The 18,753-nt window shown below is 32.6% G+C and carries 18 protein-coding genes and 1 tRNA gene; 8 read left to right on the forward strand and 11 right to left on the reverse strand.

The window, feature by feature from the left end:
- From folP to ACJAZK_RS12550, 4 genes are all read left to right on the forward strand, one after another.
- On the forward strand, positions 1-689 hold a 689-nt coding region (gene folP, locus ACJAZK_RS12535; RefSeq protein WP_415224297.1), incomplete at its 5' end, for a dihydropteroate synthase.
- Positions 690-1,370 (forward strand): hypothetical protein, encoded by a 681-nt coding sequence (locus ACJAZK_RS12540; RefSeq protein ID WP_415224298.1) that lies wholly within the window; start codon positions 690-692, stop codon positions 1,368-1,370.
- 37 nt (positions 1,371-1,407) lie between these two features.
- Positions 1,408-2,190: a diadenylate cyclase CdaA gene (gene cdaA / locus ACJAZK_RS12545; RefSeq protein ID WP_415224299.1), complete on the forward strand. Its 783-nt coding sequence runs from the start codon at positions 1,408-1,410 to the stop codon at positions 2,188-2,190.
- Positions 2,191-3,000 carry a DUF3667 domain-containing protein gene (locus tag ACJAZK_RS12550; protein ID WP_415224300.1) on the forward strand — a complete coding sequence of 270 codons (810 nt, stop codon included), beginning with the start codon at positions 2,191-2,193 and terminating at the stop codon, positions 2,998-3,000.
- Positions 3,001-3,025: 25 nt separating this feature from the next.
- Here the strand turns inward: ACJAZK_RS12550 and ACJAZK_RS12555 are convergent, their stop codons facing one another.
- The 5 genes from ACJAZK_RS12555 to truA all read right to left on the reverse strand — a co-directional run bounded on the left by ACJAZK_RS12555 (position 3,026) and on the right by truA (position 9,364).
- Positions 3,026-5,644, reverse strand: coding sequence for a carboxypeptidase-like regulatory domain-containing protein (locus ACJAZK_RS12555; RefSeq protein ID WP_415224301.1), 2,619 nt, complete (start codon positions 5,642-5,644; stop codon positions 3,026-3,028).
- Between the two features lie 44 nt (positions 5,645-5,688).
- Complete coding sequence (locus tag ACJAZK_RS12560; RefSeq protein ID WP_415224302.1) at positions 5,689-6,483, reverse strand: GLPGLI family protein; 795 nt, start codon at positions 6,481-6,483, stop codon at positions 5,689-5,691.
- Position 6,484: 1 nt separating this feature from the next.
- Positions 6,485-6,757 carry a hypothetical protein gene (locus tag ACJAZK_RS12565; protein ID WP_415224303.1) on the reverse strand — a complete coding sequence of 91 codons (273 nt, stop codon included), beginning with the start codon at positions 6,755-6,757 and terminating at the stop codon, positions 6,485-6,487.
- 89 nt (positions 6,758-6,846) lie between these two features.
- Positions 6,847-8,613, reverse strand: coding sequence for an ABC transporter ATP-binding protein (locus ACJAZK_RS12570; protein ID WP_415224304.1), 1,767 nt, complete (start codon positions 8,611-8,613; stop codon positions 6,847-6,849).
- 4 nt (positions 8,614-8,617) lie between these two features.
- Entirely contained in the window at positions 8,618-9,364 is a 747-nt protein-coding gene (gene truA, locus ACJAZK_RS12575) for a tRNA pseudouridine(38-40) synthase TruA (protein ID WP_415224313.1), read from the reverse strand.
- A gap of 152 nt (positions 9,365-9,516) precedes the next feature.
- Between truA and ACJAZK_RS12580 the strand changes: the two genes are divergently transcribed.
- Positions 9,517-10,014, forward strand: a complete 498-nt coding sequence (locus tag ACJAZK_RS12580; RefSeq protein WP_415224305.1) for a metallophosphoesterase family protein — start codon at positions 9,517-9,519, stop codon at positions 10,012-10,014.
- A gap of 416 nt (positions 10,015-10,430) precedes the next feature.
- Here the strand turns inward: ACJAZK_RS12580 and ACJAZK_RS12585 are convergent, their stop codons facing one another.
- Positions 10,431-10,841, reverse strand: a complete 411-nt coding sequence (locus ACJAZK_RS12585) for a DUF4293 domain-containing protein (protein ID WP_415224306.1) — start codon at positions 10,839-10,841, stop codon at positions 10,431-10,433.
- A gap of 229 nt (positions 10,842-11,070) precedes the next feature.
- On the opposite strand from ACJAZK_RS12585, the gene rho reads away from it, so the two are divergent.
- Positions 11,071-12,858, forward strand: coding sequence for a transcription termination factor Rho (gene rho, locus ACJAZK_RS12590; protein WP_415224307.1), 1,788 nt, complete (start codon positions 11,071-11,073; stop codon positions 12,856-12,858).
- Between the two features lie 162 nt (positions 12,859-13,020).
- On the opposite strand, the gene ACJAZK_RS12595 is transcribed toward rho, so the two are convergent.
- The 4 genes from ACJAZK_RS12595 to proS form a co-directional block, all read right to left on the reverse strand.
- Entirely contained in the window at positions 13,021-13,383 is a 363-nt protein-coding gene (locus ACJAZK_RS12595) for a hypothetical protein (protein ID WP_415224308.1), read from the reverse strand.
- A gap of 204 nt (positions 13,384-13,587) precedes the next feature.
- A complete protein-coding gene (gene rpsT / locus ACJAZK_RS12600) occupies positions 13,588-13,842 on the reverse strand; it encodes a 30S ribosomal protein S20 (protein ID WP_415224309.1) in 255 nt (84 codons plus the stop codon).
- A 27-nt stretch (positions 13,843-13,869) separates the two neighbouring features.
- Positions 13,870-13,941, reverse strand: a tRNA-Glu gene (locus ACJAZK_RS12605).
- A gap of 133 nt (positions 13,942-14,074) precedes the next feature.
- A complete protein-coding gene (gene proS / locus ACJAZK_RS12610; RefSeq protein ID WP_415224310.1) occupies positions 14,075-15,553 on the reverse strand; it encodes a proline--tRNA ligase in 1,479 nt (492 codons plus the stop codon).
- A 100-nt stretch (positions 15,554-15,653) separates the two neighbouring features.
- Here proS and ACJAZK_RS12615 point away from each other — a divergent pair, with 100 nt between their 5' ends.
- Positions 15,654-16,691 (forward strand): hypothetical protein, encoded by a 1,038-nt coding sequence (locus ACJAZK_RS12615; RefSeq protein ID WP_415224311.1) that lies wholly within the window; start codon positions 15,654-15,656, stop codon positions 16,689-16,691.
- Between the two features lie 39 nt (positions 16,692-16,730).
- Positions 16,731-18,248: an OmpP1/FadL family transporter gene (locus tag ACJAZK_RS12620; protein ID WP_415224312.1), complete on the forward strand. Its 1,518-nt coding sequence runs from the start codon at positions 16,731-16,733 to the stop codon at positions 18,246-18,248.
- A gap of 378 nt (positions 18,249-18,626) precedes the next feature.
- On the opposite strand, the gene ACJAZK_RS12625 is transcribed toward ACJAZK_RS12620, so the two are convergent.
- The coding region (locus tag ACJAZK_RS12625; RefSeq protein WP_415222100.1) for a T9SS type B sorting domain-containing protein at positions 18,627-18,753 on the reverse strand (127 nt) is incomplete at its 5' end.

Consider the following 18,753-nt stretch of genomic DNA (forward strand, 5'->3'; position numbering starts at 1 on the left):
AAACGATGACATCGCAAGGTGCAACATTTATAGATGTTGGTGGTTATAGTTCTAGACCTGATGCAGACGATGTTTCGGTAGACGAAGAGTTGCAACGTGTGATCCCAATAATTGAAATGATTCTTAACGAGTGTCCAGATACGCTCATTTCCGTAGATACTTTTAGAAGTCAAGTCGCACAGCAAGCTATTAAGGCTGGAGCCTGTCTGGTAAATGATATTTCTGCAGGACATTTGGATGAAGAGATGCTTAAAACGATTGCCAATTTGAACGTACCTTACATTATGATGCATATGAGAGGTAATCCTAAAACGATGAAAAGCCTCACCAATTATGAAGATTTGGTTACCGATATTCTCTTTTATTTTTCTGAGCGAATTGCAAAAGCTAGAGCACTAGGCATTGTTGATTTAATTATTGATCCAGGCTTTGGATTTGCAAAAACTTTAGAGCAGAATTACGAGTTACTTAATAAATTTGAGTTATTAAAAATGACCGACTTACCCATTCTTGCTGGGTTATCTAGAAAGTCAATGATCTATAAGACTTTAAATAGTTCTTCGGAAGATGCGCTTAACGGAACCACAATTCTCAATACCATTGCCTTACAAAAAGGCGCTAATATTTTGAGAGTTCACGATGTTAAGGAAGCTCTGGAATGTATTACACTAACCCAACAACTGCATTAAATGAAACACCTGTATCTACTATTGATTTCTATCGTGCTGCTTTCCTGTGGAAATGAGCGTATTTTACAACTTCCAGAAATTGAAACTGCAAAAATCACCGAAATTAACGATGTGTCTCATGCCTATTTATTTTATGATGAAACGAAAGAAGATAGCGTAGAACTCAACCGGAAAAACTTGATTATTACAACCAATTGGTTGGTTAATGTTGATAAACGATTGACATTAGGACAAGCAATACCAAAAATTAAATTCTTGCAAGAGAAAAAGCGAAATGCGGAGTTGCATAAAAATGAAGATGCTAAGAATTACTTTACTTGTAACGATACGAGTATTAAAAATTTAGGGTTTTTGGAGTTTACGGATGTTGTTTATTTTATTGATGAAGAATATTTATCTAGAGATTTAACAGGCATTGAAACTGATGATAACCATATGGTGATTTTTAGTTTAAATGAGATTAGTTTAGTAACATCCGATAACGAGGTAGTTGAAACAAACATCAAAGATTTAGTTACAGACATTGAAAAAACGTATAAGAAGAAAAAAATTCAAAGAACTATTTATTTAGGATTTCAAAGTTCACTCTCTTTTCAAGACTATATATCCATTAAATGTGAGTTATCTCGATTAAAAATTGATTACATCACTATCGATGTTAATGAGTCCTTTATATATTAATCTTAAATTATTACATTTACGCTAAACAGCTTTCAACTTGGATAAATTCAAATTTTGGGATTTTGGGATTATAGACTTTATCGACGTTTTTCTCGTCGCTATTCTACTCTACTATGTCTATAAACTAGTCAAAGGTACTGTTGCTGTCAATATTTTTATTGGGATTATTATTATTTATTTGGTCTGGAGAGTGACAGACTTCCTTGACATGTTTATGCTCCATCGCATCTTTGACGGATTTATTAAAGTGGGAATTATTGCTCTTATAGTTGTTTTTCAACCCGAAATACGAAAGTTTCTCCTCATGGTTGGTTCTACTAATTTAAGTGGTAGCAGTAAGTTTTTCAAGAAAATGAAATTCTTAAAAACTGAAGTTGAAACAGAAACCGATATCAATGCACTTGTAAACGCTTGTGAGAGAATGGGACAATCTAAAACTGGAGCCCTTATTGTATTAGAACGCAATAATAACCTAGATTTTTTGACCAGTACTGGTGATGCCATGAATATTAAAGTCACGCAGCCTATTATTGAAAGTATCTTTTTTAAGAATAGTCCGCTGCATGATGGTGCCGTTATAATTGAGAATAATGTAGTGAAGGCGACACGTGTAATTCTGCCTGTTAGTAACGAGCAGAATATTCCGCAACGTTTTGGATTACGTCATCGTGCTGCTGTTGGCATTACAGAAAAAACAGATGCAGTGGTTCTCGTCGTTAGCGAAGAAACCGGACAAATTTCTTATCTAAAAAATGGAGAGTTTGTGATGTTTGAAACCATACAAGACCTGACTGCGCTTCTTTATAAAGACTTGATATAAATGGAGTGTAAAAATTGTAAAAACCAACTACCAAAAAACAGCGATTTCTGCAATGAATGCGGTGGAAAAGTCATTAGAAACCGTTTAACTTTTAGAAATATTTTTGAACATATTAGCGAAACGTTTTTTAATTATGACAATAAATTATTAAGAACGTTAGTTGATTTATTTAAAAAACCGGAAACCGTTATAGGAGGATATATTGACGGGGTTAGAAAACGTTATGTTAATCCAATTAGTTATTTTGGACTTGCTATTACAATGAGCGGACTTTATCTCATTATAGTCTCAAAATTTTATCCCGAATCAATGGACTTTTCTATCTTAACCGCACCTGGTCAAGAAGAGTTTCAGCAAAAAAACATGAGCTTTGTTCAAGAATATCAATCTCTATTTATGATGTTCTATATTCCTATTTACGCACTAATAGCTCGAATTACATTTTTAGGACTTAAGAAATTTAATTACACAGAGTTGCTAGTTATTTTCATGTTCACCCAAGCTCAAATATCTATATTGAGTGCCTTTTCAACTATAATTTTAGCCATGTGCGGTATTACTCATGGTGTCATAAGTTTGGTTATGCTTCCATTGATGATTATTTATAATGCATTCGTTCTGAAACGTCTATATGAGTTAAATATTGGCTCAATGATAGCTAGACTTTTATTATTCTTTGTAATCTTAGGAGTTTGTCTTTTTATTGGTGGAATAATTGCAGCTATTATAATGTTCATTAATGGAGATTTTCAAGAAATAATGGAAGCACAAAAAGCAGCTAAAGAAGTTGCAGTCGTAATTATTAACTAGCCTTAGCCTTTTAAAACTGAAATAATCAAAATCGATAATTCAATCCAAACATAAAATATCGGTTAATCAATGGTGTCCTAGAGGTAAATATGGTAATATCGGTTAGTGAAAACATATCAAAAGATCTATTGTTATAAAGATTATTGATTCTTAAAAACGAAGAAAACTTACTATCTTTAAATCTATATTGAGCTTCAATATTAGTAAAATAAAAAGATCTATTATTCCTAGGTAAATTACCAAATGCATAACGCTCATTGACTATAGAGAGATCTAAATTTTCAAACACTGAAAAATTTAGATCTATAAAAGATTTATTATTAATATTTTCTGCGGAAGACCCATTGATATCAAATTTAATCTTGGTCCATTCTGTACCTAAAGTAAAATTAAATCTACCATTAAATGCAGACCTCATTTCAAAGCCATAATTTAGATTTTCGGAACTAATACGTCTATCAAAATTATTAATAATATCCCTATAATTAGATTGACTGTAGGACGTTTTTAATTTAAAATTGGAGGATATGAAATTTATATATCGATCTAAATTAAGACCAATAAAATAATTATCACTATCATCCAAAACTATTTGCTCTGTCGTATTAAAATCTAAAGAAATCGACGAATTAGACGATATAAAATTTTTGTTTTGAGTATATCTAAGATTTAAGTTAGCAGAGAATTTATCTGCCCAATTACCAAATCTATAATTCAAATACATTACATTATTACGTAATAAACTACTGTCATCCAAACCTCTAAAAAATGTTCTATAATTAAATTGCACAAAATTATTAAAGGTATTTCGGGCGTCTGTAACATTACCATTAGTTTCAAATCCAGTAATCAATTCATGCTTTTTATTGGGTTGATACTTTAAATTTAAACTAGTATTTAAAAAAAAATAACTAGAACTAGAAATGGCTTCACTATTTCTAATATTTAAATTATTATAATTAAAATTAAGGTTTGAAAAAATATCCACTTTACCAATGGAAAGCCTAAATCTATTATCCAGGTAGAATAGGTTTGTACTTAAGTCAAAATCATTTTGAAAGTCGTCATTCGCAGCAAAAACAGTCACGTTATCACTAAAACTCAAATTAGAATTAATAGCATCATTTCTATTTTTAAATCCTAAATAACCTTCGTAATTAAAGTTTGGACTATTGGACAAATAACCAAGTTGTATTGTTTTAAGATTCATTTTAGAATCAATATTAGAAAGAGATTGTTCAAACGTTTGTGATTCATTCTCAGGATAGAAGAAATCACCGTATAAATAAGGTTTTACAATGTATTCTAAAGGTTTAGCCTCGTTAATATACCTTGCAGAAACGACTAGTGCAGAGCTATCTTGTAAACGCGACGTATAATGAATAAAATGATTATGCCTATTGGTAGTTGAACCTAAATCTTCATTAATATCCACTTGGTTTTGAACGACATCCGACAAACCATTTGACCGTAGTTCATAATATGAGCCTTGATATTCAATACGCTCATTTTTACTAAGATCCCATTCCACACTTAGTTTACCCAAACCAAGTCTATCATCAGTTCTCGTATTAAAATCTTCAATTAATGTAAATGGATCCTCAGTAATAAAATTGGTAATATTCTGACTTAAAAACGTTTTGTCATCAGAGAATAAAATACCTAATGTTTTTATTTTCAAATTATTAGAGACGTTAAATATAGAATTTATATTAGCAAACTTAGAGTCATTGACATTTACAAACCTATTATCAAAAACTGGTCTCACCGTATTAAGTGCTGTTAAGGTATAATTCCTTTCTTTTCTACCTAAATTAAAACTTTGATCGTCATTTTTACTACTTAAAATCTCGTTAATATCTGAAACAACATCATCACCAATAGTATTAAAATCTGTCAACACATAATGTTTACTCTTTTTCAACAAAGAGATTAGATTATTATTAAAATCATAACGGTCGCTCTCGGCATATCCAATTTCTACCTTACCAAATAAATTGGCTTTTCTGTCTTCTTTTAAAGTCAAATTAATAGCAATATCTTGAGTGTCTCTGATATTTTTCAATAAAGGATTTCTACTGTAATTTTGCAGTACTTCAATTTTATCTACTACTTCTGCATTTAAGTTTTTAGTCAATACCGAGTAACCACCTTCAAATAAATCATCATTATCAATCTTTACATTGGTAATGAGTTGACCTTGAAATTTTAATGTACCATTCAACTCAATAGTTATTCCAGGAATACTTCTCAAGAGATCCTCTACAACAGTATTTTTTTTCTTATTAAAGGCATCTGCTTTAAAAATTATAGTATCCCCTCTAACTTCAATATCTCTTTCAACATCAATAACAATCTCATCAATACTATTTAATTTATCTTTTAATTGAAAATCAATAATTTTGTCTTTGAATAGTACTACAAATTTTGAAGTTTTTTCATAGACCATTGAAGAAACTTCTAATTTATAGGTCCCACTTGGTAAATCACTTATTTTGTAAAACCCATTATTACTAAATGTATAGGTTTTTAATGAATCATTTTTAAACACTAAAATATTAACACCATCTATTGGTGCATTTAGTGAATCCTTAACTGTGCCACTAATCTCAAATTGAGCAAATAAAAAATTGCTTGTTAACATAACGTAACAAGCAATTATTAAATTTATCTGAAAATTATTATTTATTAATCTTCTGTTTCCCATTCAAATATTAACTCTAATCCTCCTCTTTTTTTCTTTTTTTGACCTGGAACTTGTTTGTAATCTCTGGGTAATTTTGATACAATTGTTGAACGACCATTGTCTGTTTCATCATATATTTTAACATACTCTCTTAATGTCACTTTTCTTAAAGAATTTAAATAAAATTTCTGTTTTTGTATAAAATCAAAAAAATCACTTCTACTTTCTTTATTAATTCCTGTCAACGTCCACTTCAATTTATTTTCGATATCATAAATTAAAACTGGTAATCCAGGAAAGTTATTAAATTTCCAAGGACCGAAATTTACAGGAACCGTCAAATCCACGTAAGCCAAATAAACTCTTCCTCTAAATTTTGACATCATCTTTACACAATCTCTACCATTAACCACACGCTTTTCACCAGTAGAAACCCACTGCAGTTTTTGTAAAACTTCATCTGTTCGAATTACTTCATTACCCACTGAATAAGTATCAATATGAATATTCTCTTTTAAAAGACTTACACTATTTTCGATACCGTTACCAGCTGATATTATATTAATGTTCGGTACTCCCGTTTGTTCGCTAAAAGTAAGCCTTTCCATATTTTCCAAAAACTCTGTTTTCGATGTATTATAATAAATATTACCGTCTAATTCGAAAACATAGCCTTTTTTCACCAAAGCCTTACCCAAACTATAATTAACTTCGTATTCAAACAAAGGTATAGAGTCATTATTTTGACTGTAAACAAAGAAATGACTTATAAAAGCTATGTATATAAAGTAATTCATTTTACAAATCAAAAATTGTAGGAACTACTGTAAAATCTATAGATTGCATAAAATTCCCATTTGCTAATGCTTGTCCTCCTGCATCACAATCTGCCGCCGATGTACGACTGTAAGAAATATAACTAACTTGAGAAGTTTCACCGGTTTCTGCATCAGTAAAAGTTAGTGTAACTCTATAAGGCTCATTATCTTCAACTAAAATTTGCGAAGAACTAAAACTAGACATCCCTAGAAATAACAAACAAAGCATTGGTAATAAAAATAATTTTTTCATAAAATTTATGGTTTAATATTAATATTACTCAAACATAAATATAAACAAGATAAAAATAAGAATTTCACTACATTTAACATAATGCAAAACTAACTAGCCTCAGCCTTCAAAAACTGAACCTCATATAAGTTTCTATAATACCCATTCTCAAATTTTAGAAGTTCATCATGAGTTCCTTTTTCAACAATTTTACCAGCATCCATAACAATAATTTGATCTGCTTGTTGGATAGTTGCTAAACGATGTGCAATAACGATAGAGGTTCGTCCTTTTGTGATCTTATCGGTTGCGTCTTGTATCAGCTGCTCAGAATAGGAGTCTACAGAAGATGTTGCTTCATCCAACACCAAAATACTTGGATTGGTCACATAAGCTCTTAAAAATGAAATCAATTGTCGTTGACCAGAAGATAACATCGCACCGCGTTCTTTTACATTATAGTGATACCCGTTGGGAAGGCTTGAAATAAAATCATGAATCCCAATATCTTTGGCGGCTTGTATCACTGTTTCTTCGGAAATATCTGCATCCTTTAGTGTAATATTATTTAAGATTGTATCAGCGAATAAAAATACGTCTTGCAATACGACTGCAATTTGTGATCGTAATGATTTTAAAGTTAGACTTTTGATATCGATACCATCGATGTCAATAGTACCTTCTTTAATGTCATAAAACCGATTCAATAGATTAATAATTGTTGATTTTCCAGCACCTGTAGATCCGACAATGGCGATAGTTTGACCAGCTTTGACCTCTAATGAAACGCCCTGAAGTACTTTTTCATCTTCTACATAAGAAAAATGGACATCCTTAAACGAGATATCACCATTAAACTCAGTGGCAATGGCAGTACCAGAATCATCGATTTGGGAGGTTGTATCGAGAACTCTAAATACACGATCTGCAGCAACCATTCCCATTTGTAATGTGTTAAATTTATTTGCAATTTGGTTTAAAGGCCTAAACAACATAGGTACATACATGATGAAGGCGAATAAATTACCTTCAGTAGCAGTTCCCTGAATTACAACCATCAATCCTCCAACCCAAATAATAGTTCCTAAAGTTATTGATGACAGCAGATCTGCAATTGGGAAAAAGACAGAGTTATACCAAACGGTTTTTAACCAACCTTTTTTATGACGCTCATTAATCGCTTTAAACTTTTTAAACTCGGTATCTTCTCTTGTAAATAATTGTAGAATTTTCATCCCAGTAACGCGTTCTTGAACGAAAGAATTCAAATTAGACACCTCGTTCCTCACTTCCTCAAAAGCACGTTTCATGTACCTTTGAAAAATCTTAGTCGCAAACAAAACTATTGGCATAGTAATAAATGCAATGAGACTTAATTTCCAATTCATATAGAACATCATTCCACCAACAACCAACATTTTGAGAAGATCACTAAATATCATGAACAAACCTTCACCAAATATAGCTGCGATACGCTCCATATCAGTAACCGTTCTTGTGATTAAAACGCCAACAGACGAGCTGTCATAGTATTTCATTCTAAATCTAAGAACATGATCATATAATTTAACACGTATATCCTTAACAATAGATTGCCCTAGCCAGTTAGCATAATAGATAAAAAACAGTTGACTAACTACCTCAAGGATTAACAACACTAACATCAAGATTACGTAAAATAGAAACCCGTCGTACTGTTTTAAAGCGATGTGATCGTCAATAGCTATTTGCAAAACCAGAGGTCTCAAAGCGCCAAAAACGGCAAGACCAATCACACAAATCAAGGATACAATAAATACAGATCTATACGGTTTAATATATAGAAGCAATCTCTTAAACAAGGTCAAATCAAAGACTTTATTCTTTTTGTTTTCCATTTAGTTAATTACTTTTTTTTATACTTTCTGGATATTCAACGTTTACAAGATACAATCCATGAGCTGGAACAGAAAATCCCGCTTCACCTCTATCTTTAGATTTTAAAATATCATGTAATTTCTCTAATTCTAACTTACCTAAACCTATATTAATGAGTGTACCTACGATGGCTCTAACCATATTTCTTAAAAAACGATCTGCTCTTATAGTAAATACTAATTCGTCGTTTACAACGTCCCATTGGGCTTTTATTAATTTACAATAATACGTTTTTACATCTGTTTTTACTTTTGAAAAGCATTGAAAATCTTTATACTGCAATAGGATTTCACAAGCGGTATTCATTAATTCTACATCTAATGATTTCTGTAAGGCATAAGCAAAATCTGAGTTAAATACATTTTTACTCGTTGAAATCTTATAATGATACGTTCTACTTAAAGCATTAAATCGTGCATGAGCATCGGCTTTAACTTCAAAAATAGCTGTAATCGCTATATCCTTTGGAAGAAAAGAATTCAATTTAAAAACTATCTGTTCTGATAATTTTTTATCGAAATCAAAATGAGCGAACATCTGCGAAGCATGAACTCCTGTATCTGTTCTTCCTGCTCCAACCACAGCTATATCCTGCTTTAAGATTGTAGACAAAGTATTCTCTAAAACTTCTTGTACAGAAATGGCATCTGGCTGATTTTGCCAACCATGATATACTTTCCCGTTATATGATAATTCGATAAAAAAACGCAATAGAAATGGTACTTTTGTGAAACCCAAAGATAATTAGTTTTGATGGTTATCATATGACATTAACACAATTAAAATAAATTCTTCGGAAATTTCTTAAGAATAGATTTATAGATGTTAATTTTGAAAGATTTCTCCTTTAATAGACAATAAATATGACAAAAGTTTTATTACTTTCTGATACTCACGGCTATATAGATAATGACATTTTAAAATATGTCAAACAAGCTGATGAAGTCTGGCATGCTGGAGACATTGGAGACTTGGAAGTCACCGATAAAATAAAAGCTCTAAAACCTTTAAGAGGTGTTTATGGAAATATAGATGATGCTAAAGCGCGATTAGAATTCCCTGAAAACAATAGATTTATGTGCGAAGATGTTGATGTTTGGATCACTCATATTGGAGGTTATCCTCCAAAATATAACATGCGTACTCGAGACTTAATCAAAGAGAATCCACCTCGTATTTTTATTTGCGGCCATTCACATATCTTAAAAGTCATGCCAGATAAACGCAATAATCTCATTCATATGAATCCAGGAGCCGCGGGTAAACACGGATTTCATAACGTAAGAACAATGCTACGTTTTACCATTGATGGTTCAAAAATAGAGAATCTTGAAGTTATAGAGTTTCCGAAGCGATATTAATACAGTTTTAAAATTTCCGAAGAAATTTTTACTTACTATTGATAATGGGTAAATATGATAAAATTGATGCACCAAAGCTAATACTTATTGACCATCCTAAAGATAACGACTCAAATTGATAGGGTAAGAAGCTAAATGCCAATACTGCGAAAAAATAAATTGCACCATTTTTTAAAGTTATTCTTTGACAGACGAACTTTCACGAAATTTCTAGATTAAATTTTGAGTACATGTAGATATTTAATAATGTAATTCTTATTTCTGAAGACAATAAAAACTGAAGCTCCCCTTATTCCAAGCGATTAGTTCCACCAGTAAACTCCAATGTGCTGCGTTTTTGAGATTTAGTTTTAACTAAAAAAAACCCAAGGTCTTCACCCTGGGTTTACGCACTAAAATAATTAAGATAATAGGTTTTATCGCAATCGATCGACAGATTTGACGAGATCTTCATCCTTTTTTATGGCTTTATTGGCCAAGACCAATAATACGATAGATAAAATAGGTATGAATATCCCAACACCTTTCTCTGAAATATGACTCTCTCCAGGTGGCATTAGTAATTGATACACAAAAAATCCTAATAAAATAAAATTTAATATTATGTTGAGTCGTCCCAATACAAATTGAAACTTCCTGTTTTTAAAACTAAAAATAGAAATTAAAGATAATAAAGCAGAACCTAAAAACAAACCTAAATACAAGTATTCGTCTTTTGCGAAAACAGGAAGATCTTCGCTGTTTGTCCATAAGTGTAATACAAATATCAAACCCGCAGATACTGCTGCAGATAATAAAAGGTATATCGTTTGTATGCGTTGTATCATATTTAATTCTCTCTAACGAGGTACAAAATTAATAGTTTCTTTTTAAAAGTAGTATTAAATTTTAAAAATAAAATTGTATTATTGCAATAACAATATGCTACACTCAGAGTAGCAGTTGTTTAAATCTTCAGATTTTTTTCAAATTTTTCACATTATTATATTTTTTCAGAAAAAGAAAAGTAAGAAATAAATCCATTTCAAAGAATAAACTTAATTAGTAGAAACATACATGTTCGAAATTTCCGAATTAAAAGCAAAAAAGCTTCCTGAACTTCAGGATATAGCTCAAAAACTTAACGTACCAAAATACCGAACGTTAAAAAAATTAGATCTTGTTTACCAAATCTTAGATTTTCAAGCGGCCAACCCAGATGCTGTAAAACAAGAAGTCGCTGCTCCAGCGAGTACTCCTGATAAAAACACAGAAGACAAGAAGCCTGCTCAACAACGCAAACCAAGAGCACGTGTTGAAAAAAAGAAAGATGACAATCCTTATCCTACGCAACAAACTATGGAATTGGATGACAAGAAAAAAGATGAGTCGTCTAAAGCTCCTAACAGCGATAAAGATGAAAAGTCTCCAAAGTCTGACGAACAAAAAAAGGATACCAGAAAAAATAGTCAAAATGTCGAAAATCATTCTAAAAGTCCTAACGACAATAAACCTAATCCGCGTCCAAAGGATGAGAATAAGCCTAATCCGCGTCCAAAGGATGAAAATAAGCCGAATCCTCGTTCAAAGGATGAGAATAAGCCGAATCCGCGTCAAAAGGATGATAACAAACCTAATCCGCGTCAAAAGGATGGTAATCGACCAAACCCTCGTCAAAAGGATGGTAATGTCCATAAAAATAACGGTAACAAAGATAATAGAAATCGTTACAGAGAACCAGACTTTGAATTTGATGCTATCATAGAAAGTGAAGGTGTTCTAGATGTAATGCAAGATGGTTACGGTTTTTTACGTTCATCTGATTACAACTACTTATCATCTCCTGACGATATATATGTTTCTCAATCACAAATTAGATTGTTTGGATTAAAAGTTGGTGATACCGTTTTAGGAAATGTTCGCCCTCCAAAAGAAGGTGAAAAATACTTTCCATTAATCAAAGTCAATAAAATAAATGGTCAAAGTCCAAATGTGGTAAGAGACCGTGTTGCTTTTGAACACTTAACACCATTATTCCCGCAAGAGAAATTTAATATTGCTGAAAAGCAAGCGACGATCTCTACGCGTATAATGGATTTGTTCGCACCAATTGGTAAAGGACAACGCGGTATGATTGTATCGCAACCAAAAACAGGTAAAACCATGTTATTGAAGGATGTTGCCAATGCAATCGCCGCTAACCATCCTGAAGTGTATCAGATGATTTTATTAATTGATGAGCGTCCAGAAGAAGTCACAGATATGCAGCGTAATGTGCGTGGTGAAGTCATTGCTTCTACTTTTGATAAAGAAGCTCACGAGCACGTAAAAATTGCAAATATCGTTTTAGAAAAAGCAAAACGTCTTGTAGAATGTGGCCATGATGTGGTAATTCTGTTAGATTCAATAACACGTCTAGCAAGAGCTTATAACTCTGTACAACCTGCATCGGGTAAAATATTAAGTGGTGGTGTAGACGCCAATGCTTTGCACAAACCAAAACGTTTCTTTGGAGCAGCACGTAACATCGAAAATGGTGGATCACTTACTATTATTGCTACAGCCTTAACTGAAACAGGTTCTAAGATGGATGAAGTAATATTCGAAGAATTCAAAGGAACTGGTAATATGGAATTACAACTAGATCGCAAGATTTCTAATCGTCGTATTTTCCCAGCTATTGATTTAACATCTTCAAGCACACGTCGTGATGATATCCTATTAGATGAAACAACGATCAAAAGAATGTGGGTGATGCGTAAATACCTTGCTGATATGAATCCTGTAGAGGCTATGGAGTTCATTAACGAAAGATTTAAACAAACCAGAAACAACGAAGAGTTTTTAGTCTCTATGAACGGATAAACTTATTTAAAATACTAAACCAAAAAAAAGCCTTGAACTCATAATAAGTCAAGGCTTTTTTTTTGTGTTTATACAAACTGATTTAATTTATCTAGTTCGAACTTAATAGAACGACAATAAGATAACCACGTTACTTTTAATGGTGGCTTGCTTGATAGATCACTAGTAAGCCATTAAAAGCTCTTTGTATTCTTTTAAATCTGAAAGATTACCTTTATTATTAAGATTTCTTGGAAGTGCTATTAAATACTTAAGACTATCTACAGGAGAAACATCTTCTGTTTGTTCACTATCATTTTCTTCATCCAACGGCTCATCGCTAAGAATAGGAATAAGAAATGATTGGTGTTCTTCTATATGCTCACATGTATATCTCAATACTTTTACTAGTAATGGTGCTTTTTGCTCTATAGCGTAGCCTCTTAATTCTTTGATATCGTCGATTAATGCATCAGAATTAATTCCTGTTTCATCAAGATTTTTAAGAATTTTATCGATTAATTTAATTGCTTGTGTATTTTCCAAAGGTGAAGATTATATGAATAGTTAATTTTTATAGCTACAAATTTATCTTTTTTTAAATCAAGTACAGAACCTTTTTAATAATTTTCTTCTTATTGTTGACAATAACTTTTAATACTCATCTTAGCTAATTTTATACACAAAATTTTAGATTACAAAAAAAGCCTCTCACATGGAGAAGCTTTCAATTGTAAAAATTAAGTATACTTAACTTAAAGTCGCGACATGCTTCGCTAAGCTTGATTTTAAATTAGCCGCTTTGTTATCATGGATAACATTATTCTTAGCTAATTTATCTATCATTGAAATAACTGCAGGCAAGTAATCGCTTGCGTCTTTTGCTGTTTCCATGTCACGTAACCTTTTGATAGCGCCACGTGTTGTTTTGTGTTGGTACCTGTTACGTAAACGTTTAGCTTCGTTACTTCTTATTCTTTTTAATGCTGACTTGTGATTTGCCATTGTTTTTTCTTTCTTGTTAAAAAATTGTAGCCCGTAGGGGAGTCGAACCCCTCTTACATGGATGAAAACCATGCGTCCTAGCCGATAGACGAACGGGCCATTGTATTTGTTTCAATCGCATTTTAATAAATTAAAGTGCTTTTTAAATGAACAAGCAATTACTGATTGCGGATGCAAAAATACAACTATTTTTAAATGTTGCAAGACCTTATTAAACTTTTTTAAAAAAAAATTAATAAGCCTTAGCAAACAGCACTCTATTTGTTGACGGGTTCCCAGTATATACGCACTTTCCAGCCTCTTTTTTAACATCCATTGGAATACATCTAATCGTTGCTTTTGTAAGCTCTTTTATTTTTTGTTCAGTTTCGGATGTACCATCCCAATGTGCAGAAATAAACCCTGTCTTAGTCTCTAAAACAGTTTTAAATGTTTCAAAATCATCAACTTCAGTAGTATGAGTATCTCTAAATTTAAGAGCTTTACTAAATAATTCATCTTGAATTGTTTTCAAAAGTAATTCTACTTTAGACACAAGATCTGTCATTCCTATAACGTCTTTAGTTAAAGTATCGCGTCTTGCTAACTCAACAGTTCCATTATCTATATCTCTTTGTCCAATTGCAATTCGCAATGGCACACCTTGTAATTCATGCTGAGCAAACTTTGCTCCTGGTCTGTGCGTTGTTCTAGCATCAAGCTTACATGAAATTCCAAGGGACTTTAATTCTTTGATGATACCCTTTGCTTTTTCTGTAATTATTTCTAATTGTTCATCTGTTTTATATATTGGCACAATAACAACTTGAAATGGTGCTAAATTTGGAGGTAAAACTAATCCCTTATCATCACTATGTGTCATAATCAAAGCTCCTACTAGACGTGTTGAAACTCCCCAAGATGTTGCCCAAACGTAATCTAGTTTGCCTTCATTATTCGTGAATTTAACATCAAAAGCTTTAGCAAAATTTTGACCTAAAAAGTGCGATGTTCCAGCTTGTAGAGCTTTTCCGTCTTGCATTAATGCTTCTATACAATAAGTGTCTATAGCTCCCGCAAAACGTTCGCTTTCAGTTTTCACGCCCTTTATTACTGGGATAGCCATAAAATTTTCAGCGAACTCTGCATAAACATCATTCATTTGTTTGGCTTCTGCTACCGCTTCTGCTTTTGTGGCGTGCGCTGTATGACCTTCTTGCCATAAAAATTCTGCTGTACGCAAAAACAAACGTGTTCTCATTTCCCATCTAACCACATTAGCCCATTGATTAATTAAGATTGGTAAATCTCTATAGCTTTGAATCCATCCTTTGTATGTACTCCATATAATAGCCTCACTTGTAGGCCTAACGACGAGCTCCTCCTCTAATTTTGCTTCCGGGTCCACCCTCAGTTTCCCTGGATTATCCGGATCATTTTGTAACCTATAATGAGTAACAACGGCACATTCCTTTGCAAAACCTTCAGCGTTTTTCTCTTCAGCTTCAAACAAACTTTTAGGAACAAAAAGGGGGAAATAGGCGTTTTGGTGACCTGTTTCTTTAAACATGCGATCTAATTCGGCCTGCATTTTCTCCCAAATCGCGTATCCATAGGGCTTAATGACCATGCACCCTCTAACAGCAGAATTCTCCGCCAAATCAGCCTTCACAACCAATTCATTATACCATTTAGAATAATCTTCAGCTCTACTTGTAAGGTTTTTACTCATTTTTAATGTTTTGGCACAAAATTTGCGCATATGTTAAATAAATAAATAGTTCAGCAAAACTAACTATTTTTGTAATGTTCAACAATAAAAATCAATAGATATGCAATTAAGTAATTACATACAGACGAAATTTCCATTTTTTGTTGCACTAAGCTTTACGTTCTTGTTAGCTTCTTGTGGTTCATACCAATATGTTGGTTATGACAGTGATGGTATTTACAATGACAACGAAGTTATTGTTTATGAAGAGGCGAGAACAATTCCTGCAGAGAGTCAAAGTGTCTATAAAGACTACTTCACTCAAAAATCTTTACAATACGGCGAAATACCAAATGATCCTAACGCCATATTTACGGATATAGACTCCTATGAAGGTAATTATAATGACAACGCTTTAATTGAAGACCAAACTAGCTATGCTGGTTGGGGACAAGCTAATGAAAATGTAACTATAAATTATTACGACAATGGTTGGAATAATGGCGGCTTTGGAATGGGATTCAATAATTGGGGCTGGAATGGTGGCTTTGGAATGGGATTCAACAATTGGGGCTGGAATGGTGGCTTTGGAATGGGATTCAATAATTGGGGCTGGAATGGTGGCTTTGGTAACGGTTTTGGATGGGGATTCAATAACTGGGGCTGGAACAGTGGTTTTGGTAATGGATTTGGATGGAACGGTGGCTATGGTAATGGATTTGGATGGCATAACAATTTTAATAGAGGGAGAAACGGAATAGCGTATAACGCGGGTAGAAGAGGTTCTAATTTAGCAAATCGAAATGGTAATTACTCTAGACGTAATTCTTCAACTAATGTTTCTAGAAGATCATCATCTGTTAGAAATAATTCTACTATAAGAAACAGAAGAACTAATTCAACAGTAAGGCCTAGAAGTAGTAATTCAACGGTAAGACCTAGAACAACAAGGCCAAGAAGTTCAAACTCCTCCGTGAGACCTAGAACATCTAGATCTAATAGCTCTGTAAGCCCAAGAAGCAATAATAGAAGCAATTCGTCTTCTGCAAGAAGTTCAAGAAGTAGTTCGAGTAGATCTTCTTCTGCAAGAAGTTCAGGCGGTGGCTCTAGTAGGTCATCAGGATCGTCAAGTAGAGGTGGCTCTGGACGTAGAGGATAATCTAGGTTTATTTAAATTATAATTTTACAAAATTTCAATATGAAAAAATTAACTATACTTGCTATAGGAGTGTTATCTGTGTCCAATATTATAGCTCAAGACATATCAGACGCGCTTCGCTATTCTCAAGATGAAATACAAGGTACAGCTCGTTTTAGAGCTCTAAGTGGAGCTTTTGGAGCTTTAGGTGGAGATATGTCTGCTGTAAGTATAAACCCTGCAGGCTCTGCCGTTTTTACTAAAAGTCATGCGTCTTTATCATTGTCTAGTTTAAATGTTGATAACGATATATCCTATTTTAATGGTAGAAGTTCGTCTTCTGACTCTAAAATAGACTTAAACCAAGCTGGTGCAGCCTTTGTTTTTCAAAACACAAATGAATCTTCTTCTTGGAAGAAATTTGTTCTTAGTGTTGCTTACGATAAAACTGCTAATTATGATGATCAATGGTTTGCTTCTGGACGTAATACTAATTCTATTGATGACTATTTTTTAGATTATGCAAACGGACGTAGACTAGATGAAATATCCGCATTCACTAATGAAACGCTTTCTGATGCTTATGCTGAAATAGGCTCTATTTATGGTTTTGGAAATCAACAAGCATTCTTAGGATACGAATCATTTATCCTAGAACCAGAAAGTGATACCGATGAAAATACAATTTATACCTCAAACATAGCTCCAGGAACATTCAATCAACAGTATGACTACGTCGCTAGAGGTTACAATGGAAAATTTAGTTTTAATGCCGCGACTCAATATAAGGACAAATTATATTTAGGAATAAATTTAAATACACATTTTATCAATTATGAAAGATATACGTTTTTAAATGAATCTAATTCAAATGAGGGGTCTTTAGTAACAAATGTTGGTTTTGAAAATAACTTACTTACTATTGGTAATGGTTTTTCATTTCAATTGGGAGCGATTTTAAAACTTACTAATGAGCTTAGAGCAGGTTTAACTTATAACTCGCCCACATGGTTTACAATTACAGAAGAAACGTCTCAAAATATCTCAACAGTTCAAAATGATGGAAGCGGAAGCTTTTCTTCTTTTATCAATCCAAACATAATTAATATCTTTCCGAGCTACAGATTATTATCTCCGGGAAAAATCACAGGAAGTTTAGCTTATGTTTTTGGAGATCAAGGTTTGATAAGTTTCGATTATTCCAGAAGAGATCATACGAATACAAAATTTAAACCAACCTCTGATCCCTTTTTTGCATCTCAAAATAATATCATGAATAACGTATTCAAAGTAGCAAATACTTATAGAGTTGGTGGTGAATATAAAATAAAACAAATTAGCCTTAGAGGCGGATATAGACTAGAAGAAAGCCCGTATGCTGACGACTCTTTTTATGGCGATTTAACGGGTTACTCTCTTGGTATCGGTTATAATTTTGGTAATACAAAATTAGATTTAACTTATGATCAAGCTCAAAGAAATACCAGCAATCAATTATACTCAGTCGGTTTGACCGATGCGGCGCTATTAGATACAAATAATTCTAATATTACCCTATCACTAGGTTTTAATTTATAATTTATAAAACATTTGCTCTACGGAAAAGTGCTTGACTAACGTTTAGCGCTTTTTTTTTATTTTGGTAGCCATAAAAGACCTTTAAAAAATTCAACTACTCTATCTTAAAACTACCATAGTTTTTCACAAAAAGGTAAACATCGTTTAACATTATTATTGAAAATATGGGCCTGTCAAATAAGTTCGATTACACAAATCGTACTTGAAGATAATTATCATTCCATAGAACTCCTAATATCAAATTAGTTACATATAGTTCTGTGCTTATGATAACTAATAAAGTTAACATCCTATATAAATAGAAATATCTCTATTTTCTAAAATCAAAAAAGGCTACGTCGAAATGACGTAGCCTTTTAAATATAATTCGTTTAATAATTACCTTTTCAGAGTAAAATGGGCTTTAAATTCTTTACGGTCGCCTGTAATAGGCTCATTGTACTCTACTGCAAACCAGTAGTCGCTTGTTGGGAGTTGGCTCCCGTTGTAGGTTCCATTCCAGCCT

The sequence above is a fragment of the Psychroserpens sp. genome (genome assembly GCF_047633235.1).
Classification (GTDB): Bacteria; Bacteroidota; Bacteroidia; order Flavobacteriales; family Flavobacteriaceae; genus Psychroserpens.